Genomic DNA, 24,893 nt, shown 5'->3' with positions numbered 1-24,893 from the left:
GCGGAGGGGCAAGACCTAGTCAAGATAAAAGAGAAAAAAAGGGTGATAGATTGTTTTCAAAGGAGGAGCTTGTGTCTGTTTTTAAGCTGATTTCTTAAAAACAGCCTGAAAATGAATTTGGGTTTTATTCCCCAGATAGAAATGCAGAACCTGAACTGGAATGAGGCGTAGATGGAGGCAAAGTATTTCTCAGGCAAATAGGGTAACGCATTGCTTAACTGTTTTCAGGAAAAAGGAGAGAGAAGTCAATGCCTAATTGGTTAAAATTTAAATGCGTACCTTACGTCAGGCAGGGGAAACCTGTCTTTCAGTTTTTGTAAGTTAAATCCCCCACTTCATGAATGCTCTCCTAAGAAACAACGTCACCGTAAAAGGCAATGGCCAGCAGGCAATTTTGTTTGCCCACGGGTACGGCTGTGACCAAAATATGTGGCGCTATATCACGCCGGCCTTTGAGCAAGAATACAAAGTCGTCTTGTTTGACCATGTAGGTTTCGGGTCAGCGGACACAAGCAAATATACCGTTGACCGGTATTCCTCCTTGCAGTCTTACGCCGTAGACGTGCTGGAAATCTGCGAAGAGCTAGAGCTCACCAAGGTCATCTTTGTAGGCCATTCGGTGAGTGCCATGATTGGGGTATTGGCTTCCATTCTAGACCCTGAACGATTTTCCAAACTGGTGTTGATCGGCCCATCGCCTAGGTATATCAATGACGAGGATTATGTGGGCGGCTTTTCACAAGAAGACATCAATGGCTTGCTTGACACATTAGAAAGCGATTATCTGAGCTGGTCGCAGGCATTGGCACCCGTGATTATGGGCAACGCAGACCGTCCAGAACTTGGCCAGGAGTTGACGGCGTCTTTCTGCAAAAGCAATGAAACCGTGGCCAAGGATTTTGCGCGCATCACGTTCCTTTCAGATAACAGAGACGATTTAAAGAATCTGGCGGTAGAGGCGTTGATTCTTCAGTGCTCTGAAGATGTGATTGCTCCCTTGCCGGTGGGTACTTATATGCACCAGCAAATGCCTAAGAGCCAGTTAAAGATCTTAAAAGCTACCGGCCACTGCCCCAACCTGAGCGCCCCAGAAGAAACCATTGAGGCTATCAAGGAATTTATTTAGGTTGTAAGTACCAGACCCAAATAAGGTAAGCAGCAGCAAGGAGTATACACACATTTTAATGCAGAAGAAGGAATTGAAGAAGGCCAACGGGGACGTTTATTTTGAAGCCGAGAGGTTGCCAGATAATTCTTACATCTTAATTAATTGGATTGGTACCCAAACCCTGGAAAGCGTGGTGATGGGCGGAAACCATGTGCTGGCCATGCTGCGCGAAAAACCTTGTATAGCCGTCATCAACAGTAACCAAGAATTGGTAGGCCCCTGGGATGTGGCGGTGAATTACCTGGCCAACAAATGGGCGCCGGCCGCCCATGCGCTAGGGCTTAAATATTTCGCGCATATCATATCACCGGGTATTTTTGGCCAGCGGTCTTTTGAGCAGTTTGAGAAATCTGTCTTAGTCCCCCTGACCGTTAAACAATTTGAAGGCAAACCAGAGGCCGAAAGGTGGCTCTCAGAGCAAGAATCTATAAATACCCTTTAAAAATAAAAAAGCCGTTTTTGGCCTGATTTCTAGGAATCAGGCCAAAAACGGCTTTTTTTTGTAAGACCAATTAGTAATGTTTAACTGGTTCTTTCTCTTTTAGAGATGAGCTCTAAGCCTTTCGCTTTTTTGCCTTTCTTGGTGTAAAACTGAATCTTTACCAAGCCGTGCTCTGGAGAGAAATATTCCTCTACCGTGAACACATCCTTCAGCGGTAATCCCAGCGCATCAAACGTTACTGAATATTGGTAGGTGATCTTGTAACAGTCAAAGCTGCCCGCCGGCGTTTTGATGGCCTCCTTGGCAATGACCTGTCGGTTGCTGGCAATCATGACAATGCGCGTGATGTTTACCTGTGATGATTTTACCCGCACATCCAAACCTGCGTTTGGCAGGCTTTGGCCCACGGCAAGATTTAAGGGGTAGGCTATGTCTTTCATGATGAAATCAAACTCTTTGCCGTCAAAAGTCCTCAGGGCTTGTTCGCGTAACAGGAGCTTCGCATCCAAATAGACGGAGTCTCCGGTGCATTTAATCCTAAACTCCTCCGCGGTGGCGGGTCGTTTTTTGTGATTGATGCGCGCACTTTTAAAATCTATTTGGGTTACACCGGCCTCTGGTGATGTCTGCTGCATGACCATGTTATGCAAAGTGCCTTTGGCTCTGCCTTTGTCTGTTACCTGGTATACAAATTCAGAATTTTTAGAATATCCGAAGGGCTGGCTGCAGTTCACGGTCTGGGCGGTGGCAGCAGGAGAAATAGCATAAACGGCCAGGCTGAAGCAGTAAATAGCTATGCGTTTAAAGAGTCGTGTCATGGTAGTCTGGTCACCAAGGCGTACTTGGTTTGATTTGTGGCTAATACGTAGGTTAGACGGTCTAGGATATGGACGCACCTATATAGAACCCTTCTTTTGTAACCGCGTGTCTTACAGGCCGTATTTTTAAGACCATTTCAACTTACTTGTATGCCTGATTCTACCCAATCCATTCAAAAGTTCTCTGAGCTAGCCGCTGTCATTCTGGACAAACTAACAGCTGCAGACATGGAAGCCTCTTTTCAGTTTGAAGACATCTCTGTCCAAGGCCCCGGTGCCCAGGGAACCCCAAGCACGTGGCGTCTCAACGGCCGCCTAACCATTAAGACCAGCTCTTCGCGCGCCGAGCACTCATGAAGGTAGGAGAAAGAACCGTTGAATTGTCGGCTCAGCTGTTAGTAGGCATAGGGGCTGATAATGTGATGGTAGTAGCTGAGGAGAACTTTGTCCTGATCAACTTCATGGATCATGCCGCCCTGGAGCGCGTAGCCGACAGCTTCAAGTCTGGTCCCTCTAAAAGCCCTTCTGGGGGATTGAACGCACTATTTGACAAAGCCCGCGAAATAAACCAAGTCATCTTGGAGTTAGGTTTAGTAGTGGATGTGCGCGTCAATAACAAGACGTATGTGGCGTTTGGCGAAGGCCCGGCTCCCCGGTACGCGGTAGGCAATGCGCTGTTTGGCAAGCTGGGTTCCTTCTTTAAATAGGGGAAGTACTGCTAGCGTTAATGGCACGCTAATAGAAGTTTTGCCTATTTAGGACAGGCCATGCAACCCACCAGAAAGAATTTGCATCTATTTAGCGTAAACCGTTAAACATTTGCCTCATCCTCAGGGTATTAAAGAGTACACAGTCCCTAGTACGGGAGGGGATGGGTGTGACCCAGTAGATAAGACCAGATGAGATCTGAGAACCAAAATAAGATAGGAGCAGGCAAGTCTTCCAGGTTTGAGAAGATTGAACGAATACCGCCACTCAAGATGCTTTTGTACATGAGCATGGCCGGCATGGGCATTCTGTTCCTAGTGGTCATCTTCCTGTTTTTGCACAGAGTCTGGTCCATGCCTTTCTCCTATAGCTACCACCTCCCCAAACTCTTCTCGCTTAGCACTGTCTTACTCCTTTGTAGTGGCTTTTTCATCCATTACGTGCCCATGTTTTACAAGCAGGACAACCTGCATCAGTTAAAACGCAACATGCGCTGGGGATTAGTGCTGGGAATTCTGTTTACCCTGTCACAGGTGGTGGCTTGGTACGAGATGACCAAAAGCGGTATTTATTTCTCTGGTCAGGCAATTGGCACCTACTTGTACCTGTTATCTGCCATGCACTTGCTGCATTTGGGCGGTGGTTTGACCTTTCTCTCAGTACTATACCTAAAAGTGAACAGAGCCGCCATAGACCCCATCCGGCATTTGGTGTTCATCCGGGACCCTTTCCGGCGCATGCAACTAGAGATTTTGCGCACTTACTGGCATTTTCTGGATCTGCTATGGCTAGTGTTATACTTTGTGTTCGTTTTTGCCCTATAATCCAGAAAACAGGTCAAAAACGGAGGCTTTGATTTAAATTGTTCCCTGCGTCACAGGAGCCAGTAGCCTGAAACCGTTGCCGTGCACATTCACAATTTCTACTGAGGCGTCTCCTTTAAAGTATTTTCTGAGTTTGGTAATGAACACGTCCATGCTGCGGGCAGTGAAGTAATTATCCTCTCCCCATATTTTGCTCAACGCCACCTCACGAGGCAACACGTCATTCATGTGCTGGCACAGCAATAGCAAGAGTTCTGCCTCTTTGGGGGATAATTTCTGGGTTTGCGCACCATCTATGATGAGCCTGGTTTTGGCGTTGAACTGGTAGCGGCCAATTTGGTACTCAGTAAGGGTTTGCTTGCCAGAATTGGTGCCAGAGGCCTGCTTGCGCTGCAAAATGGCTTTTATCTTGCACAGCAGGATTTCTGAGTCAAAGGGTTTGGTGATGTAATCATCTGCGCCAATCTTAAAGCCTTCTAGCATGTCTGCCTTCATGGCTTTGGCCGTTAAAAAGATGACAGGCATCTGGGCGTTTTCTTTTTTAATGTCGGTGGCCAGAGAGAAGCCGTCTTTTACCGGCATCATTACATCCAGAATACAGGCATCAAAAGATTCTTTTTGGAACGCATGGTACCCTTGCAAGCCATCTGTGCACAAGGTCACGTCATAGTCATGCAATTCTAGATAGTCTTTTAAAACCATCCCGAAATTGGGATCATCTTCTACCAATAAAAGGCGGGTGGCAACCGATGGATTCATAAGCAATTAATTAGAAGATGTTGACTCTGTTTGGCTGGGAATGGACACGTCTGGGTAGCCATAGGGTAAACTTACTCCCCGCGCCAAGCTCGCTGCGCACATGGATGTTACCGGCGTGGGCCTCTACCATGGTTTTTACATAGCTTAAGCCCAAACCAAACCCTTTCATATTGTGCACGTTTCCGGTAGGCACGCGGTAAAACTTATCAAAAACCCGCTGTTGGGCCTCCCGAGACATGCCTAATCCCTTGTCCTCTATCATGATATGGACGCCATTGGCCACAGAGGCCGTCTGGATTACAATCTTTGGAGCCTCAGGAGAATACTTATTGGCATTGTCCAGCAGATTAGCAATCATGTTGCATAAATGCTCTGGGTCAGCCTGAATAATGGGCTGATCTGCCTCCAGCTTTAAATCCAGTTGGCCTTGGCGCTGGGCTATGTGCAACTGGAACGGCTCAATGGCTTTTTGGATAAGGGCATGCACATCGGTTTCCTCTAAGGCCAATTGTAGGTCATTGCGCTCCATTTGCGCGGTCTGTAGTACTTTCTCTACCTGGTGGTGCATGCGTTTGTTCTCATCTTTGATGATGCGCGCATAGTAATCAATCTTGGATTCGTCTTTGCGCACTTTAGGGTTCACCAGCGCGTCCAAGGCCAAGGAGATGGTGGCAATGGGGGTCTTGAACTCATGAGTCATGTTGTTGATGAAGTCGTTCTTGATTTCTGAGAGTTTCTTCTGCCTCAGGATTGTATACAGCGTGAAGGCAAACGTGAGCACCATGACCAACGTGAACAGCACCGAGATGGAGGTAGGCAACAACATGCTTTGCCACACATAGGCGTATCTGTTGGGGAACTCAAGAGTAAGAAAGCTGGGCGCAGATAAAACATCGTTCGGGAAAAGGCGCACTTTGTACTGTTGACCCTCTGCCAATCTAGTGTTTGCCGGTAGGGTGGATGAGGTTAACAATACACCGGGCACCGAGGTGTTGTTGTCGGTTTGTATCAGTTTAAGATGGTAAGGCGTTAAAATATGACGGGCCTTTAGTTCACTGGCTAACAGCTCTTTCAGCTGTAACTGTTGCAAGCGTTCTTGTAAGGGCTTCTCTTTGCGCACATACTCTACCGCCATCTGCTGTATCACTTTTTCTAGTCCCTTTTCTGCTTTGACAGTGGCAGCCTGCTGTTTGGCCTTTTGGGTTAATTGAGCAGTGACTATTCGTTGTTGCTCCTGCTTTGGCGCAGCCTGGCTTTCATCTTTCCACTTAATATAAACTGGAGTTGGAGGCGCACTTTCATATACATTTGTCCTATAAGCCTTCTTCTTGACAGAATCATAGGGCATACCAAATGCTATTTTGGTGCCTTGCGGCAAAATACGGAGGGTGTCTGTGTATATGTTTATGACTTTGTCTTTTACATGGACCGCCCTGATGTCTTTGGTCGGGATACCGCGGTAAATGTCAAAGTCCCTCCGCCGGATAGTAGAGTCATTGGCCAATCTCAGCAGCGCGACTGAATCTGTCCTTAATTTAAAGAAAGACCGATTATGGCTTTTGGCTAAAAGTGAGTCGGCTTTTCTGGCTTGGGCGCCTAAGACTTTCCAGACAATGACAGAATCTGCCTTGGTGTTGCCAAAGATATGGGCAAAATTCAGGTTAGCGCTGTCTATCTTGCTGGGCCTTAAAATCAAATGGTTTCTTCCTCCACCTCGGGGACCCGTGTGGGTAAAATTCTGAGCTGTTGATTTGCCATTAGTGGCTGAGGCCCTTACTATTGGATGGTCTATGGACGTGATGTAGGTGCCGGCAGAAACGTTTACAGACTGAGTAAAAGGGACAGGGGTTTGAATACTATTATTGACTTCACTGACCACGTAAGTAGTCGCGTTCTGGGAAAAAGGGGAAGTGGAAATTGGTTTAGGTACCTGATGTTTCTGGGAAGTCCTTTTTTCAGTTGTAGGGACTAGGGGTTTCTCTGTTTGGCTAGGCTCTAAAACTGCTTTTCTAATCTGAGGCGCCTCTTCCTTTAAGAACTGGATCTTTTCCTGGGTCTCTAGTTTATTGGCCACCTGTAACAAGGCATCCTGTACGTTTCGGTCAAAAACCTCAGCCTCCAGGCGCAGGCCATGGTGGATCCAATACACTTGAAACGCAATCAAACCCAGCAGGGAGACGCTCATCAAGGCAATGACCAAAACCAGTGTTTTCTTTCTCATCTCTACAAAGATACGAGCTATCTCAGGCTCAAATAAGACTTTAACTTTTCCTTAACAGACATTAACAGAGCCTTAACCCATTTCTAAGAACAGAGGCAGTAATATTGTGCAGGTCAATCCATTATACACCTCTAATATACCTAGATATGAAACTGAAACCAACCTTCACCTCTGTCTTCCTGGGCCTACTGGCCTTAGGAGGGCTTTCAAGCTCCTTGGCCATGGCTCAAAAGAAAAAGAAGGCCACAGCCCAGGAAAAAACCAGTGTGCACATGTTCAAAGAGCATAATGGCAAATTGGTAGAAGTAGACACGCTGGAAACCTTAACCCCAGAACAACTGGCCAAGCACAAACGCTTTTCTGAGGTATATACCAAGAATCCAGAAGCCTTTAAGCACATGATGATAAGGCCGTCAACACTAGAAGCCGGAAAGGCATTGCGGGGACAAATGTGGCTTTCAGAAGACTCAACCAAGGAGCGAACCGTTAAGCTTAAGATCGTCAAGAAGGAAGGGGAGCAGTACTTTGCCTTGGACACTACCTTGGTAATTCCGGCAGGAGTCTCTCAAAGAACAGCAGTGAAGAATTTGAACCTAGACAGCCGGTCCATGAAATCCTTGGGGGCTAAACCGATTGCATCTACAGGCATGGAAGGAGCAGGAATATTTGATAAAGTACGAGTGCTTCCGCTGCATGGGAATGACTCCTTGCGCACGCTTCTATTTAAATCAATTTCCTCAGATTCTGTCTTAAAATTAGCAGATGGGCAGGTGCTAGTAAGAGGTAAATCTATTGAAAAATGGGTGACCAGTCTAGATGAAAAGGGAGTTCCTCAAAAAGGACACACTTTTTATTTAAGAAAGTCGCTATCCGGCGATTCTTTACTACATGGTAGAATAATGCTGCACGCCGATAGCCTTCTTCAGATGCATGGAGACTCCGCTTTTAGGCTTAGGGACTTCTCCGTTTTTAAGGATTCAACTGGTGGTGTCAGGGTTTTCAGGATAAAAACCAATGGCGCAGAAAAGGAGGGAGCCAGATTCCAAGGATTTAGTCCTGGGGATGGGGAAAGGCATCAAATCATTATCCTGAGGTCCACCAAGGAAGAAGGCAGCAAAAAAAGATTGAAAGCAAAAAGCTCTAAAGAGTCAAAGACTGGGAATGACCTCAAAGTTACCTTGTATCCCAACCCCTCTAGTGGCCGGTTCACCGTTTCCTTTCAAATAGACAAGAAATCTGAGACCAAACTACGCGTGGTGGACAGCACTGGTAGAACAGTTTTGGAAGAAGATGCAGGCATGCAAAAAGGAATGTTTACCCGAGAGCTGGATCTGAGTAGGTTTGGCAGAGGCGTCTACATTCTTCAGATTCTAAGCGGCAAGAACGTTCGCTCAGAAAGAGTAGTGGTACAATAGTTTAATTAGTCTTTAAACAAACAAAGCCTGGCATTAGCTGGGCTTTGTTTGTTTAAATATGATCCAAGATTGCTAACTTGGTGTACCACTTTTCACCTACCAGCTGTTCTGCTATGCATCCTTCTTTTAAAACCATTGAGTTGGTCCTTTTCATGTTTTGTTGGACTAGTGCCCAGGTCATTGGCCAGACAAAGCCATTGGAAGAACATTCTTGTGCCGCAGCTCGCATTAAAACAACCACTGTGCTGTTGGCAGATGGTATTACGTCTGCAAACCACAATTTTTTGATGAGCCAATATGACGTGCACTGGTATAAACTGGATTTGGGATTGGAGCGCAATGCCCTAGATGTAAGCGGGCAGGTAACCATCACTGCTACGGCCTTGGTGCCGCTGTCTAAGTTTGCGTTTGAGTTGCATCCAAATTTATTGGTTTCAAGTCTAAAAGTGAATGGAGTAGAAACATCTGTGCAACGGCAAGCAGGCGAGGCCGTGGCCGAACTGGGAACCGCCTTGCCGAAAGACGCAAAATTCACCGTCCTAATCACATACGGTGGGAGAGCCCCCTCAGGAGCCAGCGCCGCCATTGGCAACGGTTTGAACACTGGCATAGCCCAACCTTGGGGAAGTCAGGTGACCTGGTCCTTGAGTGAGCCTTTTGCCGCATATGAGTGGTTCCCGGTAAAGCAGCTTTTGGCAGACAAAGCAGATTCTGTGACTGTTTGGGTGACCACAGACGTGACTAACAAAGTAGGTTCAAACGGTTTATTGCAAAAGGTATCGCCAATGCCCAATCAAAAACACCGCTATGAGTGGAAATCTAACTACCCAATTGCCTACTACTTGATTTCGGTGGCGGTGTCTGACTATCAGGAGTATTCATTCTCTGTCAATTTGCCTGGGGTGCCTCAACCACTCTTGGTACAAAATTACCTATACAACCCACCTACTGTTTTAAACAGTTTTAAATTCCAGATTGACCAGACAGGGCCATTGTTACAGACGTTTTCTGACCTGTTTGGCACCTATCCATTTGCCAAAGAAAAGTATGGACACAGCATGGCGCCCATTGGCGGTGGTATGGAGCATCAAACCATGACCACGCAGTCCACTTTCACTTTCACCTTGACGGCTCATGAATTGGCGCACCAATGGTGGGGAGATGAGGTGACATGTCAAGACTGGAGCCACATCTGGCTCAACGAAGGCTTTGCCTCTTACTCTGAATACTTAGCCTTACAGAAACTAATCCCCTCAGATGCGAAAGGATGGCTCAACAATGCCCACCAAAGTGCTGTGAATGCACCACAAGGGTCTGTGTTTGTGAAAGACAGTACCAACGTGAATCGTATTTTCAACTCGGCGCTGTCTTACAAAAAAGGCGCCTTTGTCTTGCACATGCTACGGAAGGCAGTCAAGCAAGACGCCGTATTTTTTCAAATACTAAAAGAATACAGACAAGAATATAAATATAAAGTAGCTGACACCAGAGACTTCCAGCGGGTAGCGGAAAGGGTAAGCGGGCAGAATCTGCAAACCTTTTTTGACCAATGGGTATACGGCGAAGGGGTTCCCATTTTTGATATCTCTTGGGCGCAGGAAGGCAAAGACGTGGTATATAAAGTAGCGCAATCTGGTTCCAGCCCCGCCACAGCCTTCTTTAAAACAGATGTAGAGTATCTGATTTCTACAGATGTCACAGATACCTTGGTTACTTTTTCCCAAAATAAGCCAACGGAGATTTTTAAATTCAAAGTGCGGGGAGCCATTCAAACTATCCAGGTAGATCCAAATCAGTGGCTGTTGGACGTGTTTCGATCCAATCAAAAGGACGTAAACCTGTTGTCTGAATTGGCTTCTAACTTAGTGGTATACCCAAATCCTACCACTGGAAGGCTTTTCTTAACAGAGGCAGATGGTAGTTGGGAGGAGGCGGTTATTATAGATGTGCTGGGAAGGAATTTGCGGAAAGTAGAAATTAGTCAAGGAGTTATTGAGGTGGCAGGACTGCGCGCAGGCTCCTATTTACTTAGGTTAAAAAAGGGAGATTCGTATAGCTTTGTCAGGTTCGTAAAAATTTAGGGCCAAATTAATCCAATGAATTTTCAAGAATTATTCAACAAAATTCAATATTTTCAGTTTAAAGCTTTGCAATGATTCTCTAATAAGCTAGGACGTTTTTGGGTTATCTTCCAGAAAACAGGCCAAAAGCGACACTTTCACTGGTTCATTGCATCTGTTATTACCTTCTTTCTCTGGGTGTTAAGTCTGGAGTTTCCCTTAACTTTTAAAAATTGAAGTATGACTACTGAAACTGCTTTTGAATTAGAGATAAAACACCGCTTGGTGGACGAGTGCATACGCTTGCAAACTGATTTTGTGGACAACGCTCGGTACGCCATGCAAGAGGCCCAGGAAAGCGCCAATGACAGTCAGGGTGCCATTGAAGATAAGTTTGAATCCTTTAGAGAAGCCTGCCACATTCAGCGGGACATGTTTGCGAAGCAGTTAGACGAAGCCATTGGGAAGTTGAGCATTCTCAAGCGCATTGTGCGCAATAAAGTCAATGATGACATCTCACTGGGATCTGTGGTGCATACAGACTCTCAGAACTATTTCATTTCTGTAAGCTTAGGTGAAGTGAACATTGACGGAGAGAAGTTCTTTGCAATTTCTCCGGCTTCTCCGGTATTCCAGGCCATGGCCGGCAAGGTAAAAGGAGACACCTTTACGTTTAGAGACAAGCAGATTAAAATTATTGATCTTTACTAGGAGCGTCTACATACCCCTATAACAGAAAAGGCTCCCAAATTGGGAGCCTTTTCTGTTATAGGGTAAGGACTTTTTATTGAACGCGGGTCCAGGTTTGGGATCTGCCAATCAAAGAGATGCCAATATAGCCTTTCACTTCTAGCTTGTCTTTGCCAAGAATCTTCATGTAAGAAGAATAGGTTTTCCCTGACTTAGGATCATAGATGGTGCCATCATCCCATTTGCCGTCTTCATCATACTCAAAGCCTTTCAAGAACACAAGACCCATCACGGGGCGCTTCTGCAATTTAGGATCTGGGTTGAACTGGTCCACCTTTGGCTTGCCATCTCTGTTAGGTTCTTTCAACCAAATAATTTTACCGCAAAGTCTGTCTCCGCATTGGTAGATTTCAAAGCGAGCCTCTTTCTCTTCATTGGTCCAAATGCCAATTGGCGAATTTTTCTGGCCGGTGCTTTTTTGTGACCATCCTAGCGTTGCAAGACAAAGGAAGAGCCCAAGTAAAAAGAACTTTTTCATATTGGTTTGTTTAGTTTGTTGTTTTATAGGGGAATATATGCAATAAATGGTCCAATTCCATATGTGATGCTAGCATACTTTATATTTTGTATAAAAATAACCGCTTCTTGCCCAAAAATAATTGGCTGAAAGTAATGGAAATGGCGTAACGCTCCTACTACAATCGAATAGGTTTTAATCAGAACTTATACTACTTAAATCTTTACTGCAGCCGCTTTATCTTTTGTTGCTACAAAAGTTGAAGAATCACAGGCAGTAAAATTGTCTGAGTTTTCGTGGTCACGCACCGTAGGAAAATTACCTTTTTGTAGAGGGATTAATTTTTTTATTCTCAGTTATAGGCACTTAGAAAGTTGATCGATTTTTTAGCATTTCTTTTGAACTATCACGCCTTCTTTTAACTTTATACAACGGAAGCGAGTGCTCCGGGCCCAGATGGAAACCATAAGTTATTTGGATGTACAGACGGGTTTATGTTGTACTTAAAGAAAGGAGGTAAAAGTGTCTAATCCCAGTAAGAATGTATCAAGCCTAGCTCATGTATCAACCGTTAATCGTGTTGAAGCTTGCTAAAGACTTTGGTCTAACTGGCGAATCCGACATGAGGTAGCCAAGCACTTGCGGGAGGCAGTTCCTTCCTGTGTCGCTTGATACCATTTCAAAGGATTCCGTACCCGGCTACTGCAGTGGCCGGGTATTTTTTTGCCTAAACTTTTGAGACGCTAGCAGTAAGAAAGATTTCTATTAGGTTAAATCCTGGCTGCCACTAAATAGCAAGTACCTCGTTTTTGGCCTGTTTTCTGGAAAAAAGGCCAAAAACGGGGCTCGATTATTCATTAGAACCCGAGGTCTTCTATTAAGGATTGGTTTAATTATAACAGCCTCCTCACGTCTAAGAAGCGTTTCTCATAAAGTGTACCTTTTACCTCGCTTACCTTCACGCCGCCGTTAGAAGAGGAGTGGACAAACTGAATCTTTTTTTCGGGGCCAGACATAACTATGCCCACATGGCCTGGCGTCCGGTCTTCTACGTTGGTACCGGTAAAAATAAGCAAGTCTCCTTTGCGGGCCTGGTCTAAAGGTACTGAGACGCCTTCTTTGGCTTGCAAACTAGATCCATGCGGAATGTCTACCCCAAATTTCTTGTATACATAGGTGGTGAATCCAGAGCAGTCAAATCCTTCCTCCGTGGCACCGCCATAATTGTATTCTACCCCATAGCGCTGCAGGGCAAAGGCTACAATGCTGTCGGCTTTGTTAGCGTAGTTTCCCTCCAACACGTCCAATGACGCCCGGCTGTCTGAGGGTGCATGCGCCGCCGAGTCCTTATGAAATGCCTTGTCTCGTCCATCTTTGCTGGTACGCGTAATGAGTGCGGTTTTATCTCCAGATTCGCCGGTAAATACTTTCACTAGAAGTATTACTAAGAGGGCTATTCCAAACCCAATCCATATTTTTTTCATGACAATGTCTTTGGCCTGCATACGTTGATGGAGAGGGGTAGTTGGCGCAGGTCACGTTTACCTTGGAAAACCCCACTTTTAGCCGTATTATTCGGTTTCAACCCAAACTAAAACCTTCCTTTTACATGATAAGAAAATCATTGAGCTGGTGTTTCTGCCTACTAGTACTGGTAGCGTTGGCGTTCACCTCTTCCCAGGCTTTTGCCGCACCCACTATCTCGTACCAGGTCTCAATGCCAGAGCCCCACACGCACTACTTTGAAGTAGAAATGCGCCTCTCTGGCTTTAAGAACAAAAACCTGGATTTAAAAATGCCCACTTGGGCACCGGGTTCTTACCTCATCAGGGAATTCTCTAAGAACGTAGAGGCATTTGAGGCTCTTTCTGGAGGCTCAAAAATACCTGCCACCAAGATCAACAAGAACACCTGGCGCATTGCCAATAAAGGCAAGGACCTAACCGTGCGCTACAAAGTGTACGCCTTTGAGGTAAGCGTGCGCACCAGTTTTGTGGATGCCAGCCATGGTTACATCAATGGTACCAGTGTCTTTATGTACCCAGAAGGCCATAAAGATCTGGGCTCAACCGTGACCATTGTCCCCTTCAAGGGGTGGACCAAAGTGTCTACCGGTTTATCCTCAGTGGCAGGGAAGGAGTTTACCTATCAGGCCCCAGATTATGACGTGCTGGCTGACTCCCCGTTTGAGATTGGCAACCATGAAATTTTTACGTTTGAGACCAACGGCGTGCCGCATGAAGTAGCCATGTACGGGGACGCCAACTATGACCCCAAGCGCCTGATGGCTGACATGAAAAAGGTCACAGAGGAAGCGGTGAAAGTCTTCGGGGAATTGCCCGTGAAGCGCTACGTCTTCATCGTCCAGAATTTGCACAATGGCGGCGGTGGATTGGAGCACTTGAACTCCACCACCTTGCAGGCAACCCGCACCACATACGGCACCGAGCGGGGATACAAAGGTTTCCTGAACCTAGTTGCGCATGAGTATTTCCACTTATGGAATGTGAAGCGTTTGCGCCCAATTGCTTTGGGGCCGTTTAACTATGACGCTGAAAACTATACCAACATGCTGTGGGTATCTGAAGGGTTTACCAGCTATTACGCTGACCTTTTGGTGAAGCGCAGCGGTTTTACAGCAGATGAAGAGTTTTTGGATGACATGGCCTCTGGTATCACCAGCGCAGAGAACTCCCCAGGCAACAAAGCCATGTCGGCAGCAGAGTCCAGCTTTAACGCCTGGATTAAGCAATACCGCCCAGATGAGAACTCTTACAACACCTTCTTGTCTTACTACAGCAAAGGAGCCATTTTAGGCATGCTGTTGGACCTTGAAATAAGAAAGGCTACCAATGGGTCCAAAGGATTGGATGAGGCCATGGACGCCTTGTATGATGAGTATTACAAGAAAAAGAAGAGAGGCTACACAGACAAAGAATTCCAGGAAGGCATGGAAAAATTTGCCGGCCATTCCCTAGACAGCTTCTTCCAGAAATACGCCTACGGGGTGGAGACTCCTGACTACAATGCCTACTTTGCAACGGTTGGGGTAGAACTGGTGGACGTGAACAAGGGAACCAATAACCCGTTGTTAGGCGCCGGCATCTCAATGGCCAGTGGCAAACCGGTGGTGACCAGTGTTACCCGTAACGGAAGCGCCTGGCAAGGGGGCTTGAACGTTCAAGATGAGATCATAGGGATGAACGGCTACCGCGTGACAGATGACCTCAACAAATCCATTCCGGCATATGAGGTAGGTGACGTGATTGAGTTGGTGATCAGCCGCTCAGGTCAGTTAATGATTCTCCCTATTAAACTCCTGAAAAACGAGACGGTGAAATACGAAGCCAAAATTCTTCCTTACGCCACTGATTCTCAGAAAAAACAGCTGAGAGCCTGGTTGGACGCCAAGAAATAAGGCTAACCTTCTCACATTTAGGATTAGTATAAAAAAGAGAGCGGCTCCCTGGATTAGGGAGCCGCTCTCTTTTTTAGTTTTTGGCCTATTTTACAGGAAATAGCCTAAAAATAGACATTAATTAACGCGGTGTAGTTCTACCTCGCGGGCTGGGTTGATGATCAATGGCACCTTCTCCACCTTTACAGAGCTGGTATCCAAACCAAACCATTTTCCTTCTGAGGTGGTGAACTGCTTGACGTTAAAGTAAGATTGCATGATGGTGTTTTCCCAGAAAGGAAGGTCGTTCTCATAGCTCAGGAATTTCTCCAGCACTACAAACCTAAAGTCACCAATCATGTTCTGCTCTCTCAACGAGCTGTAACGGCTGGTAATGTCTACCTCTCCGTTCTTCACCAAGTCTTGCACCACTTTCCTGAAGAACAAATTGATGCGCTGCTCCACCCTAAACCCCAGCCTGAAATCAATGCGAACCACATCCTGCGCCGCCAGAACATTCACCTTGTATTCCATGGTGTAGGGCTCATCCATGGTTTCTACGTGTATAAACCAATAGATATCCGCGCGCTTGGGCCTCTTCTGGAAGATAGAGTAGATGATCTTTGACTCAATTTCTGAGGTACGCTCGGCACTGGTCATAAACACCAAATGCGTTGTGTATTTAGGGATGGATTCGTCCTCGCTCAGTTCGCGCAGCATAGGCACGTAGTCTTTCAGCTTCACGTATTCTGTCAGCCTGCGCTTAATGTAAAACGCCTTCAGCCAGATATACATGATGGTGATGAGCAGTAAGCCTATGGCCAAGGACACCCAGCCACCATGTGGGAATTTGATAAGGTTGGCCACCAAGAAGGAACCTTCAATGCACAAATACACCACCAAGAATAGAAACACCCACAGTCTGGCTACCCGCTTGGTTAAAAGGTAGTAGCAAAGCAGGGTTGTGGTCATTAACATGGTCATGGTGATGGCAAGCCCGTAGGCCGCCTCCATGTTTTCTGATTTCTTGAAGTACAACACCACCGCCACGCAGCCCAACAATAGAAGCCAGTTAATGCTTGGCACATACAATTGGCCTTTCACGTTGGTAGGATAAATGAGGCGCACCTTTGGCCACATGTTCAACCGGATAGCTTCGCCGATCAAGGTAAAGGAGCCAGTGATAAGGGCTTGACTGGCAATTACGGCGGCAATGGTAGCAATGGCAATCCCTATGATCAGAAACCAGTCTGGCATGATGCCATAGAACGGATTAATGGTAGAAAGCTGCGTGAGTTTTTTGCCCTCATACTGCATTAACCAGGCGCCCTGGCCCAAATAGTTTAAGAGCAGACAGGTTTTTACAAACACCCAGCTAATCCTGATGTTTCCTTTTCCGCAGTGACCTAAGTCTGAATACAAAGCCTCAGCCCCCGTGGTGCATAAGAATACCGCTCCAAGAAGCCAGAATCCGCCGGGGTAGTTAACTAATAGGTCATAAGCGTAATACGGATTGAATGCTTTTAATACCTCTGGGTGCGCAATAACAGAGCCAATGCCTAAGATGGCCAACATGCTAAACCAAAGGAACATGACAGGCCCAAATGCCTTTCCTACTATTTGCGTTCCAAAACTCTGCATCAAGAAGAGTACTGCCAATATGCAGATGACAATAGGAACGGTTGGGATATGAGGGTAAAGGATTTCCAAGCCTTCCACCGCCGAGGAAACAGAAATGGGAGGCGTAATAATCCCATCGGCCAAGAGGGCACTACCACCTATAATGGCCGGAACAACCAGCCATTTAGCATGCCGGTGCACCAACGCATATAAAGAGAAGATGCCGCCCTCGCCTTTGTTATCAGCTTGTAGGGTAATGGTGACATACTTGATGGTGGTTTGGAGTGTCAAGGTCCAGATAACACAAGAAATGCCTCCATAGACCAACGTGGCATTGATAGGGGTGGAACCTATAATAGCCTTCATTACATAGAGGGGAGAGGTTCCAATATCGCCGTAGATGATACCCAAAGCGATCAATAAACCTCCGCCGGTTATGCGGTTGGCAGAATGGCTGTTACTACTCATAAGTTTCTTTCTAGTGAACCGCTTCTATAAGCACCTTAACCAAATTGATTGAAGCTATGATATGCCAATTGGCCAGCAGCTAAAAATACGGTTTGAGGCTCTTCTGAACGCGGCGCCAAAATTAGCAGGACATGGCCAATATCAACTAGATTGCTCCATATATTTTTAAGACTTTCATCTAGTTAGGTTTAATTAAGATGCAAGGAATGTTGTTTAACCAATTTTAAACTTTACTTAAGTAGGATATTTGTATGATGGATAGTTTTATAGAAAGACAAACTTGCAAAATAGGATTGTAAATCAGTACATTAGAATACAGATGTGTCTAGTCCCCGTAAGGCACAATGGTATAATTTAAAGTATATTCTATAGAGAAAATTTTATTCAACAATGTTAAAGTTTGAAACGGACTTCTATCAGGTTGCCCTGGATGAGTCTCAGCAAGTGGCCCTTCTTCATTGGAAGAGAGAGGTGGCGTTGCCTGAGTTTCAGGAAGGAAGCCTAGCCTTGCGGGAGGTGATTCGGGAACATCAATTATCGCGCTGGCTCATTAATTCTACTTACAAAAGTTTCTTAAGTCCAGAAGCCGAAGAATGGTTAAACGCGACCATGTTTACTGCCAATGAGGCAAAGTTGCAGCAGCACCAGATAGCGTTTGTCATGACCGAGGAGAAATACCAGGACATGGTGCATGATTACTCCTTGCTGCGGGCCAGCCATAAGAACCTGCCTATTGAAATAAATTACTTCACTAGCATTGAGGAAGCCCTGCACTGGTTGGTACACGAACAGCCCATGTTGTCTTAGCGTAAAGGATTTTATCTTATAAAAGAAGAGGCCACCTAATCATGGGTGGCCTCTTCTTTTATAAGATAATTGTAGTGCTTAGTGCACCTGCAACAACTCTACATCAAAAATCAAGGTGGTGTTAGGTCCAATGTCTCCACCGGCGCCTCTTGGCCCATACGCCAAATCACCAGGAATGTACAGTCTCCACTTGTCACCTTCTTTCATTAACTGTAAGGCTTCTGTCCAACCAGAAATCACTCCGTTCACTGGGAAGGTAGCAGGCTCGCCGCGCTCATAAGATGAGTCAAACACAGTGCCGTTGATCAAGGTACCATGGTAGTGCGTGGTCACATTAGAACTCTTGGTTGGCGTCTTGCCAGATCCGCTTTTTATCACTTCGTACTGCAAGCCGCTGGGCAAGGTGGTCACGCCAGACTTGCTCTTGTTTTCCTGCAAGAAGGCCTCGCCTTCCTTTTTGTTCTGCTCTCCGGAGGCGCCAGCCGTTGATTGCTGCTTTTCTTGCATCTGCATTTGTAACTGCATCATGCAAGACTGGATTTCTTCTTGTGACAACTGTGAAGGCGTGCCTTTCAAGGCCTCTTGCAAACCTAAGGACAAAGCGTCTGCCTCAATGGTGATGCCTTGTTTGGTGAAATTGGCGGCCATATCGCGGCCAATGATGTAACTGATTTTTTGGTTAAGGTCTTTTAATTCCATAGTATATCTTTTGTACGGGTAAAGGTACGGTTTCTGTGTAATTATGATTAGGCAAAACAGAAAACCCCGCTTTGGCGGGGCTCACTATTTTTTAGGATATACTTACAAATAAAGATGATAGTCTTCATCTGATAGGTCTAGAATGATGTTGTCCGTTGAAAGCCATGACGTAGCCAATACTCCTATAACACCAAGTACTAGAATGGAAGAGATTGTAGAGAATGTTTTCATGGCTCGTGTCATTTTGTAGTTATATGTTTAACGCAAATTTCTACAACCAAGTTCACCCCTCCATTACCCCTAAGTTACCTTTCTATTAAGCTCTTACCTGCAAAAGTTTATTGGCTAACCATACCAGAAACTACTAGTCATTTTTGGCCTGTTTTCTATAGAATACCTTAAAAACGACGAACGTTTCTTACTGTATACACCATCCTTACGTCACAAAAAAAGGAGCCAGTAGACACTGGCTCCTTTTTTAAATTATCCCATGAGTCACAGAAAATGCGACTCAGGATTATGGTTTACATGTTGCGTCTGTACTGGCCACCTACCTCAAACAAGGCATTGGTGATCTGCCCCAGAGAGCAGTATTTAGAGACTTCCATGAGTGCTTCAAAAATGTTGCCGTTCTGCACCGCTACTTCTTGCAATTGCTTCAACAAGGCTGGCGCTTTTTCTGCGTGGCGTGCTTGTAACTCCTGCAACATGGTAATCTGGTACTGCTTCTCCTCCTCAGTGGCTCTGATGACCTCAGAAGGAATCACCGTGGGAGAGCCGGTGCTGCTCAGGAAGGTGTTCACACCAATAATTGGATACTCACCGGTGTGCTTGAGCGTCTCATAGTACAAGCTCTCTTCCTGAATCTTGCCGCGTTGGTACATGGTCTCCATGGCACCCAACACACCACCACGCTCCGTGATGCGGTCAAACTCCAGAAGTACAGCTTCCTCTACCAAATCCGTCAACTCTTCAATGATGAAAGAGCCTTGCAACGGGTTCTCATTCTTGGCCAAGCCCAACTCACGGTTGATGATCAACTGAATAGCCATGGCGCGACGCACGCTTGCTTCTGTAGGCGTTGTGATGGCCTCGTCATAGGCGTTTGTGTGGAGCGAGTTACAGTTATCATAAATGGCATACAGCGCCTGCAGCGTGGTTCTGATATCATTGAAGTCGATCTCCTGCGCGTGAAGAGAACGGCCTGAGGTCTGGATGTGGTACTTCAACATCTGTGAGCGGGCGTTTGCGCCGTACTTCAGCTTCATGGCCTTCGCCCAGATTCTTCTGGCCACGCGACCAATCACCGCATATTCTGGGTCAATGCCGTTGGAGAAGAAGAAGCTCAAGTTAGGCGCGAAGTCGTTGATGTTCATGCCACGGCTCACGTAGTATTCTACAAACGTAAAGCCGTTGGCCAGCGTGAAGGCCAGCTGTGAGATAGGGTTGGCGCCTGCCTCTGCAATATGATACCCAGAAATAGACACCGAGTAGAAGTTGCGGACGTTGTGGTCAATGAAATATTGCTGCACGTCACCCATCAAGCGCAAGGCAAACTCCGTGGAGAAGATACACGTGTTCTGTGCCTGGTCTTCTTTTAAGATATCTGCCTGTACTGTGCCGCGTACTGAGGCTAGCGTGCGCTCTTTGATTTGGGCATACACTTCGATTGGCAAAACCTGGTCACCGGTAACGCCTAAAAGCATCAAGCCTAAGCCGTCGTTGCCATCTGGAAGCGGTCCCTGGTAGGTGGGGCGTTTTTGGCCTGTTTTCTGGAAAATAGCCTCAATCCGTTGGTTTATCTCAGACTCCAGTCCGTTCTCTTTGATATAAAGTTCGCATTGCTGGTCTATGGCGGCGTTCATAAAGAAGCCCGTTAACATAGCGGCCGGACCATTGATGGTCATGGACACCGACGTCATGGCATGGGCCAGGTTGAATCCTGAATACAGCTTCTTGGCATCATCCAGACAGGCAATACTTACCCCCGAGTTACCAATTTTCCCATAGATATCAGGACGCAAATCTGGGTCCTCGCCATATAAAGTAACAGAGTCAAAGGCGGTAGATAAACGCTTAGCAGGCAGTCCTTTACTTACGTAGTGGAAACGACGATTGGTGCGCTCAGGTCCGCCTTCACCGGCGAACATACGAGTAGGGTCTTCGCCTTCGCGTTTGAACGGGAACACGCCTGCCGTGTAAGGGAATTCACCTGGCACGTTCTCCTGAAGGTTCCACTTGAGCAAATCGCCCCAGGCCTCATACCGCGGCGTGGCAATCTTAGGAATCTGTAGCTGCGAGAGGCTGGTGGTATGGGTTGCGATTTTTAACACCTTGTCCCGCACCTTGAACTCATAGAACTCATTTTTATAGGCTTGGCGCTTCTCTGGCCATTGCTCCAACAGCTTCTTGTTCTGGCCGTCTAGCTTTAAAGCGGTTTCTTCAAAGGCGTATTCTAAGCCCTTAATCAGGCGGTCTTTATCTTCCACCTCAATGGCCTGAATAGCCTCAATGGACTGCCGGATGCCGTACAGTTTCTGAGCTACAGAGGCTTGTTCCTGCACCCACTTGTCATAGGCGCGGTTGTTCTCAGAAATCTCAGACAGGTAGCGCGTGCGGGCAGGAGGGATGATGTAGACTTTCTCTGACATCTCACCAGTCGCCTTCAAATTAGAGGCGAAGGCTACGCCGGTTTTCTCCGTGATTTTAGCAATGACCGCTTTGTATAGACGGTTCATGCCCGGGTCGTTGAACTGCGAGGCGATGGTCCCGAATACTGGAATGTCGTCATCGTTCACGTCCCAGAGCTGGTGGTTGCGCTTGTACTGTTTCTTTACGTCGCGGATGGCGTCCAGAGCTCCGCGCTTGTCAAACTTGTTCAAGGCAATGATGTCCGCGAAGTCAAGCATGTCAATCTTCTCCAGCTGGGTGGCCGCGCCGTACTCCGGCGTCATCACGTACAAGCTGGCGTCAGAATGCTCAATAATCTCAGTATCTGACTGTCCAATACCTGAGGTCTCCAAGATAATCAGGTCAAACTGGGCGGCTTTCACCACATCCACGGCGTCTTGCACGTACCGGCTCAAGGCCAGGTTGCTCTGGCGCGTAGCCAGGGAGCGCATGTACACGCGGCTGTTGCTGATGGCGTTCATGCGTATTCTATCACCTAGCAAGGCGCCGCCAGTTTTCCGTTTAGAAGGGTCTACGGAGATGATGGCAATGTTTTTCTCCGGGAAATCTGCCAAGAACCGGCGCACCAGCTCGTCTACCAGGGATGATTTACCGGCACCGCCGGTACCAGTAATTCCCAGCACAGGAGTGGCTAATTCTTTATTGGCGGTTAGTTGCTCTACACCGGCCAGCAATTGCTCCTTCACCTTGGCAAATTCCTCTGGGTAGTTCTCAGCGGCAGAAATTAATCTGGCAATGGATTTAGCGTCTTTGTCTTTGAGGTGTTTTACTTCGCCGTTCAGGTTTTGGCCCGTCGGGAAGTCACACTTCTCTAGCATGTCATTGATCATGCCTTGTAAGCCCATGGCGCGTCCGTCGTCTGGGGAATAGATGCGGGCAATGCCGTAGCCATGCAGTTCCTCAATCTCAGTAGGCAAGATTACTCCGCCGCCGCCGCCGAAGATGCGTATATGGCCGCTGCCGCGCTCGTTGAGCAGGTCATACATGTACTTGAAGTACTCCAGGTGACCGCCTTGGTAAGACGTGATGGCAATGGCCTGGGCGTCTTCCTGAATGGCGCAGTCCACAATCTCCTGCACGGAGCGGTTGTGACCCAGGTGAATCACCTCGGCGCCCGAAGACTGGATGATGCGGCGCATGATGTTGATGGCGGCGTCATGGCCGTCAAAAAGGGCCGCAGCGGTGACAATTCTAATATGGTTGACCGGTTTATACGGCTGAACAGCAGAAACTGACATTTGTTAGGTTGCTAGTGTACGTTACGGCGAAAGTACGAATTTTCAGATAGATTGCAGGGGAGGGCGCAAACTCTCTATAGCCGTTTTTGGCTTCGTTTCTGGAAAACAGGCCAAAAACGGCTTTCGTTCAGGGGATGAGTGTTTCCTTTTACGCGGTTTTGCGTAGTTTACCTACAAATCATGTTGCCCATGCCTCAGCTGCCCATTACAGATCTTCCTATCTCAGAAATACCGGTTTCGGCCCTCATTCCGGCCATTGACATTCTGGGCACCTTTGTGTTTGCCATCAGTGGCACGCTCACGGCGGCCTCCAAGAAACTGGATCCGTTTGGCGCCTCAGTGATAGCCTTTGTGACCGCTTTGGGCGGCGGTACCCTGCGGGATCTGCTGTTGGATGTGCGCCCGGTTTGGGTGCAGGACGAGAAATTGCTTATCACGGTTTTTGTCTCTGTGATGGTGACCTTGCTGTTTAGGAAGCAGGTGGAGAAATACCGAAAGACCATGTTCATCTTTGACACCATCGGCATTGCCATGTTTACCATTCTGGGCATGGACAAAGCACTGCGCATGGGCGTGTCACCGGTGATTGCCTTAGTGATGGGGGTGGTATCTGCGGTGTTCGGCGGCGTGGTGCGCGACATTCTCTGCAATGACATTCCGCTCATCTTCAGAAGAGAAATCTACGCGACGGCCTGTCTAGCCGGTGGGGTGGCGTATCTGGTAATGCGCAAAGCACCTTTGTCTGGTGATATCCCCATTTTAGTAGCCGTAGCCATCATTATTTTAATCCGTGTGCTGGCAGTAAAACTCAAGTGGGCCTTCCCAAATTTGAGCTAGTCTCCGGTTTTGGCTTGTTTTCTGGAAATTAGGCCAAAAACCAAATTTTAAGTCTCATAAGATTTTTTGAGTCAATAGGGCGAACACGCCAAAAGCTCACCCGAGAACTAAAATTTGATTCTTTAAGTGTAAGCAAATAGAAAAAAGCCCATCGTGTTAATAGTAGACGATGGGCCTTTTTGATTGTTGCTTAATATGGCAAAGGGTAAAATTAACTAATTGCTTTCCTATTTCTTCGCCATGTTCACATGGAAGTTGAAGAACGGTGTCTGCAGTTTACCATACAAACGTACCCAAAGGGGCAGAATCATTTCGGTGCCGCGGGCGGTGGTGATGTCGCCTAAGTCAATGATGTTTCGGTCTTCCCACCCGAATAATTTTAGCAAATTAGTTACTTGAGCCTTGGCGTCCTGGTCATTGCCGCTTACAAAAACGGTATGGTCGCCTTCTAATATAGTTGGGTTGACCATAATGGGGTTGCTCATAGTATTTAAGCTTTTCACCACTTTCAAGGCAGGGTACTTGGCCTGAATCTGCTCCCCAAGGCTTTCAGTGTTTGAGACAAACAAGGAAGGAGGGAATCCTTGAGAGAAGTCAAGCGGATTGGAGATGTCTAGCATTGTTTTACCTGCCAGCGTATCCTCACCAATGGACTCCAGGCATGGCAGGGCGGCTTGCCCGTTCATGGCAAACACCAACAGGTCGGTTCCTTTTTCTACTGCTTCTTTAAAGGGCAACAATTCTACGGATGGGTTTTGCTGGATCCAGGTACCTATGGCCGGGTTGCCCCAATTGTCGGGTTGAGTTTTGTTGAGGCTGTCTTCTACGTTACGTGTTCCCATAAACACAGAGTGTCCCAAACCTACTAATCTACTGGCAAGCGCCTGACCTACAGAGCCTGTGCCTATTACTGAAATATTCATTTTAAGCTATTTGGTTAAACTATATAATTTACAGTTGCAAACCTATGTATAGTGAAGTAGCTTTGCAATAACTGTCAATTTTGACAGCTCAAACTTTTTTTAGCCATGATTATTGATAATTCTGAAATGGTGTTTCAGATTGAGGAGCAGCAGTTCCATTGCGCCATGGATGTGACCATGCACTTTATTGGCGGCAAATGGAAGACGGTGGTTCTGTGGTATTTACGAAACGACAAGAAGAGGTTTAGTGAGTTAAAAGCGCACATGCCGCAGATCACAGAGAAAATGCTGAGCATCCAGTTAAAGCAACTGGAGGAAGACGGCTTGGTGAATAGAGTCGTGTACACTTCAAAACCACCTTTACGGGTAGAATACTCCTTAACGGAGTTCGGGAAAACGCTGCTTCCTCTTTTAAATGAAATTGCTGGTTGGGGGCGCAAAACCGGCACTGAGAAGGGGAAGATTATTAAAGCAAGAGAATAAATAGTTTACCTAAACTAATGGAATTAACAAGCTAGCAGCGTCACCTCGTTTTTGACTTCTTTTCCAGAAAACAGGCCAAAAACGGAATCTTCCTCTAAAAACTGGCAT

General features: G+C 46.7%; 21 protein-coding genes. 12 read left to right on the top strand and 9 right to left on the bottom strand.

The features are described 5' to 3' along the window. Positions 1-337 precede the first annotated feature (337 nt). Complete coding sequence (locus TH61_RS15695) at positions 338-1,126, top strand: alpha/beta fold hydrolase (protein WP_066511401.1); 789 nt, start codon at positions 338-340, stop codon at positions 1,124-1,126. 58 nt (positions 1,127-1,184) lie between these two features. Continuing rightward, the gene (locus TH61_RS15690; RefSeq protein WP_066511399.1) at positions 1,185-1,610 is read left to right on the top strand and encodes a hypothetical protein; all 426 of its coding nucleotides are present in this window, start codon (positions 1,185-1,187) and stop codon (positions 1,608-1,610) included. Between the two features lie 80 nt (positions 1,611-1,690). Here TH61_RS15690 and TH61_RS15685 read toward each other — a convergent pair whose 3' ends face one another. Continuing rightward, positions 1,691-2,428 carry a hypothetical protein gene (locus TH61_RS15685; protein ID WP_066511398.1) on the bottom strand — a complete coding sequence of 246 codons (738 nt, stop codon included), beginning with the start codon at positions 2,426-2,428 and terminating at the stop codon, positions 1,691-1,693. A gap of 150 nt (positions 2,429-2,578) precedes the next feature. Here TH61_RS15685 and TH61_RS15680 point away from each other — a divergent pair, with 150 nt between their 5' ends. The 3 genes from TH61_RS15680 to TH61_RS15670 all read left to right on the top strand — a co-directional run bounded on the left by TH61_RS15680 (position 2,579) and on the right by TH61_RS15670 (position 3,960). Continuing rightward, positions 2,579-2,785: a hypothetical protein gene (locus TH61_RS15680; protein WP_066511394.1), complete on the top strand. Its 207-nt coding sequence runs from the start codon at positions 2,579-2,581 to the stop codon at positions 2,783-2,785. After that, a complete protein-coding gene (locus TH61_RS15675; RefSeq protein ID WP_066511392.1) occupies positions 2,782-3,135 on the top strand; it encodes a hypothetical protein in 354 nt (117 codons plus the stop codon). The genes TH61_RS15680 and TH61_RS15675 overlap by 4 nt, the downstream gene beginning before the upstream one ends. Positions 3,136-3,327: 192 nt before the next feature. Further along, the gene (locus TH61_RS15670; protein ID WP_066511390.1) at positions 3,328-3,960 is read left to right on the top strand and encodes a cytochrome c oxidase subunit 3; all 633 of its coding nucleotides are present in this window, start codon (positions 3,328-3,330) and stop codon (positions 3,958-3,960) included. Positions 3,961-3,993: 33 nt separating this feature from the next. Here the strand turns inward: TH61_RS15670 and TH61_RS15665 are convergent, their stop codons facing one another. Beyond that, a complete protein-coding gene (locus tag TH61_RS15665; RefSeq protein WP_066511389.1) occupies positions 3,994-4,719 on the bottom strand; it encodes a response regulator transcription factor in 726 nt (241 codons plus the stop codon). Positions 4,720-4,729: 10 nt separating this feature from the next. Continuing rightward, positions 4,730-6,940, bottom strand: coding sequence for a sensor histidine kinase KdpD (locus tag TH61_RS15660; protein WP_082780401.1), 2,211 nt, complete (start codon positions 6,938-6,940; stop codon positions 4,730-4,732). A 146-nt stretch (positions 6,941-7,086) separates the two neighbouring features. Here TH61_RS15660 and TH61_RS15655 point away from each other — a divergent pair, with 146 nt between their 5' ends. From TH61_RS15655 to TH61_RS15645, 3 genes are all read left to right on the top strand, one after another. Then, positions 7,087-8,355, top strand: a complete 1,269-nt coding sequence (locus TH61_RS15655) for a T9SS type A sorting domain-containing protein (protein ID WP_066511379.1) — start codon at positions 7,087-7,089, stop codon at positions 8,353-8,355. A 113-nt stretch (positions 8,356-8,468) separates the two neighbouring features. Further along, the gene (locus TH61_RS15650; protein ID WP_066511378.1) at positions 8,469-10,436 is read left to right on the top strand and encodes a M1 family aminopeptidase; all 1,968 of its coding nucleotides are present in this window, start codon (positions 8,469-8,471) and stop codon (positions 10,434-10,436) included. A gap of 219 nt (positions 10,437-10,655) precedes the next feature. Continuing rightward, entirely contained in the window at positions 10,656-11,126 is a 471-nt protein-coding gene (locus tag TH61_RS15645) for a hypothetical protein (protein WP_066511376.1), read from the top strand. Between the two features lie 73 nt (positions 11,127-11,199). Here TH61_RS15645 and TH61_RS15640 read toward each other — a convergent pair whose 3' ends face one another. After that, positions 11,200-11,643, bottom strand: a complete 444-nt coding sequence (locus TH61_RS15640; RefSeq protein ID WP_066511375.1) for a DUF2147 domain-containing protein — start codon at positions 11,641-11,643, stop codon at positions 11,200-11,202. A gap of 872 nt (positions 11,644-12,515) precedes the next feature. Further along, on the bottom strand, positions 12,516-13,106 hold the full coding sequence (locus TH61_RS15635; RefSeq protein ID WP_071887988.1) for a C40 family peptidase: 591 nt from the start codon (positions 13,104-13,106) through the stop codon (positions 12,516-12,518). A 125-nt stretch (positions 13,107-13,231) separates the two neighbouring features. Between TH61_RS15635 and TH61_RS15630 the strand changes: the two genes are divergently transcribed. Next, positions 13,232-15,040, top strand: a complete 1,809-nt coding sequence (locus TH61_RS15630) for a M61 family metallopeptidase (protein ID WP_082780400.1) — start codon at positions 13,232-13,234, stop codon at positions 15,038-15,040. A 117-nt stretch (positions 15,041-15,157) separates the two neighbouring features. Here TH61_RS15630 and TH61_RS15625 read toward each other — a convergent pair whose 3' ends face one another. Beyond that, complete coding sequence (locus TH61_RS15625) at positions 15,158-17,107, bottom strand: KUP/HAK/KT family potassium transporter (protein ID WP_066511371.1); 1,950 nt, start codon at positions 17,105-17,107, stop codon at positions 15,158-15,160. A 390-nt stretch (positions 17,108-17,497) separates the two neighbouring features. Here TH61_RS15625 and TH61_RS15620 point away from each other — a divergent pair, with 390 nt between their 5' ends. Continuing rightward, positions 17,498-17,914: a hypothetical protein gene (locus tag TH61_RS15620; protein WP_066511370.1), complete on the top strand. Its 417-nt coding sequence runs from the start codon at positions 17,498-17,500 to the stop codon at positions 17,912-17,914. A gap of 78 nt (positions 17,915-17,992) precedes the next feature. Here the strand turns inward: TH61_RS15620 and TH61_RS15615 are convergent, their stop codons facing one another. Further along, the gene (locus tag TH61_RS15615) at positions 17,993-18,613 is read right to left on the bottom strand and encodes an FKBP-type peptidyl-prolyl cis-trans isomerase (RefSeq protein ID WP_066511369.1); all 621 of its coding nucleotides are present in this window, start codon (positions 18,611-18,613) and stop codon (positions 17,993-17,995) included. Positions 18,614-19,137: 524 nt separating this feature from the next. Then, positions 19,138-22,542, bottom strand: coding sequence for a methylmalonyl-CoA mutase family protein (locus tag TH61_RS15610; RefSeq protein ID WP_066511363.1), 3,405 nt, complete (start codon positions 22,540-22,542; stop codon positions 19,138-19,140). Between the two features lie 180 nt (positions 22,543-22,722). On the opposite strand from TH61_RS15610, the gene TH61_RS15605 reads away from it, so the two are divergent. Continuing rightward, on the top strand, positions 22,723-23,379 hold the full coding sequence (locus tag TH61_RS15605; RefSeq protein ID WP_369796898.1) for a trimeric intracellular cation channel family protein: 657 nt from the start codon (positions 22,723-22,725) through the stop codon (positions 23,377-23,379). Positions 23,380-23,606: 227 nt separating this feature from the next. Here the strand turns inward: TH61_RS15605 and TH61_RS15600 are convergent, their stop codons facing one another. Beyond that, the gene (locus TH61_RS15600; RefSeq protein ID WP_066511361.1) at positions 23,607-24,302 is read right to left on the bottom strand and encodes an NADPH-dependent F420 reductase; all 696 of its coding nucleotides are present in this window, start codon (positions 24,300-24,302) and stop codon (positions 23,607-23,609) included. Positions 24,303-24,407: 105 nt separating this feature from the next. Between TH61_RS15600 and TH61_RS15595 the strand changes: the two genes are divergently transcribed. Then, positions 24,408-24,785 (top strand): helix-turn-helix domain-containing protein, encoded by a 378-nt coding sequence (locus TH61_RS15595; protein ID WP_066511359.1) that lies wholly within the window; start codon positions 24,408-24,410, stop codon positions 24,783-24,785. Positions 24,786-24,893: the final 108 nt, after the last annotated feature.

Source organism: Rufibacter sp. DG15C (assembly GCF_001577755.1).
In the GTDB taxonomy this organism is placed as follows: domain Bacteria; phylum Bacteroidota; class Bacteroidia; order Cytophagales; family Hymenobacteraceae; genus Nibribacter.
The sequence above is the reverse complement of the archived record's forward strand: the minus strand, read 5'-3'. Positions and strand labels throughout refer to the sequence as shown.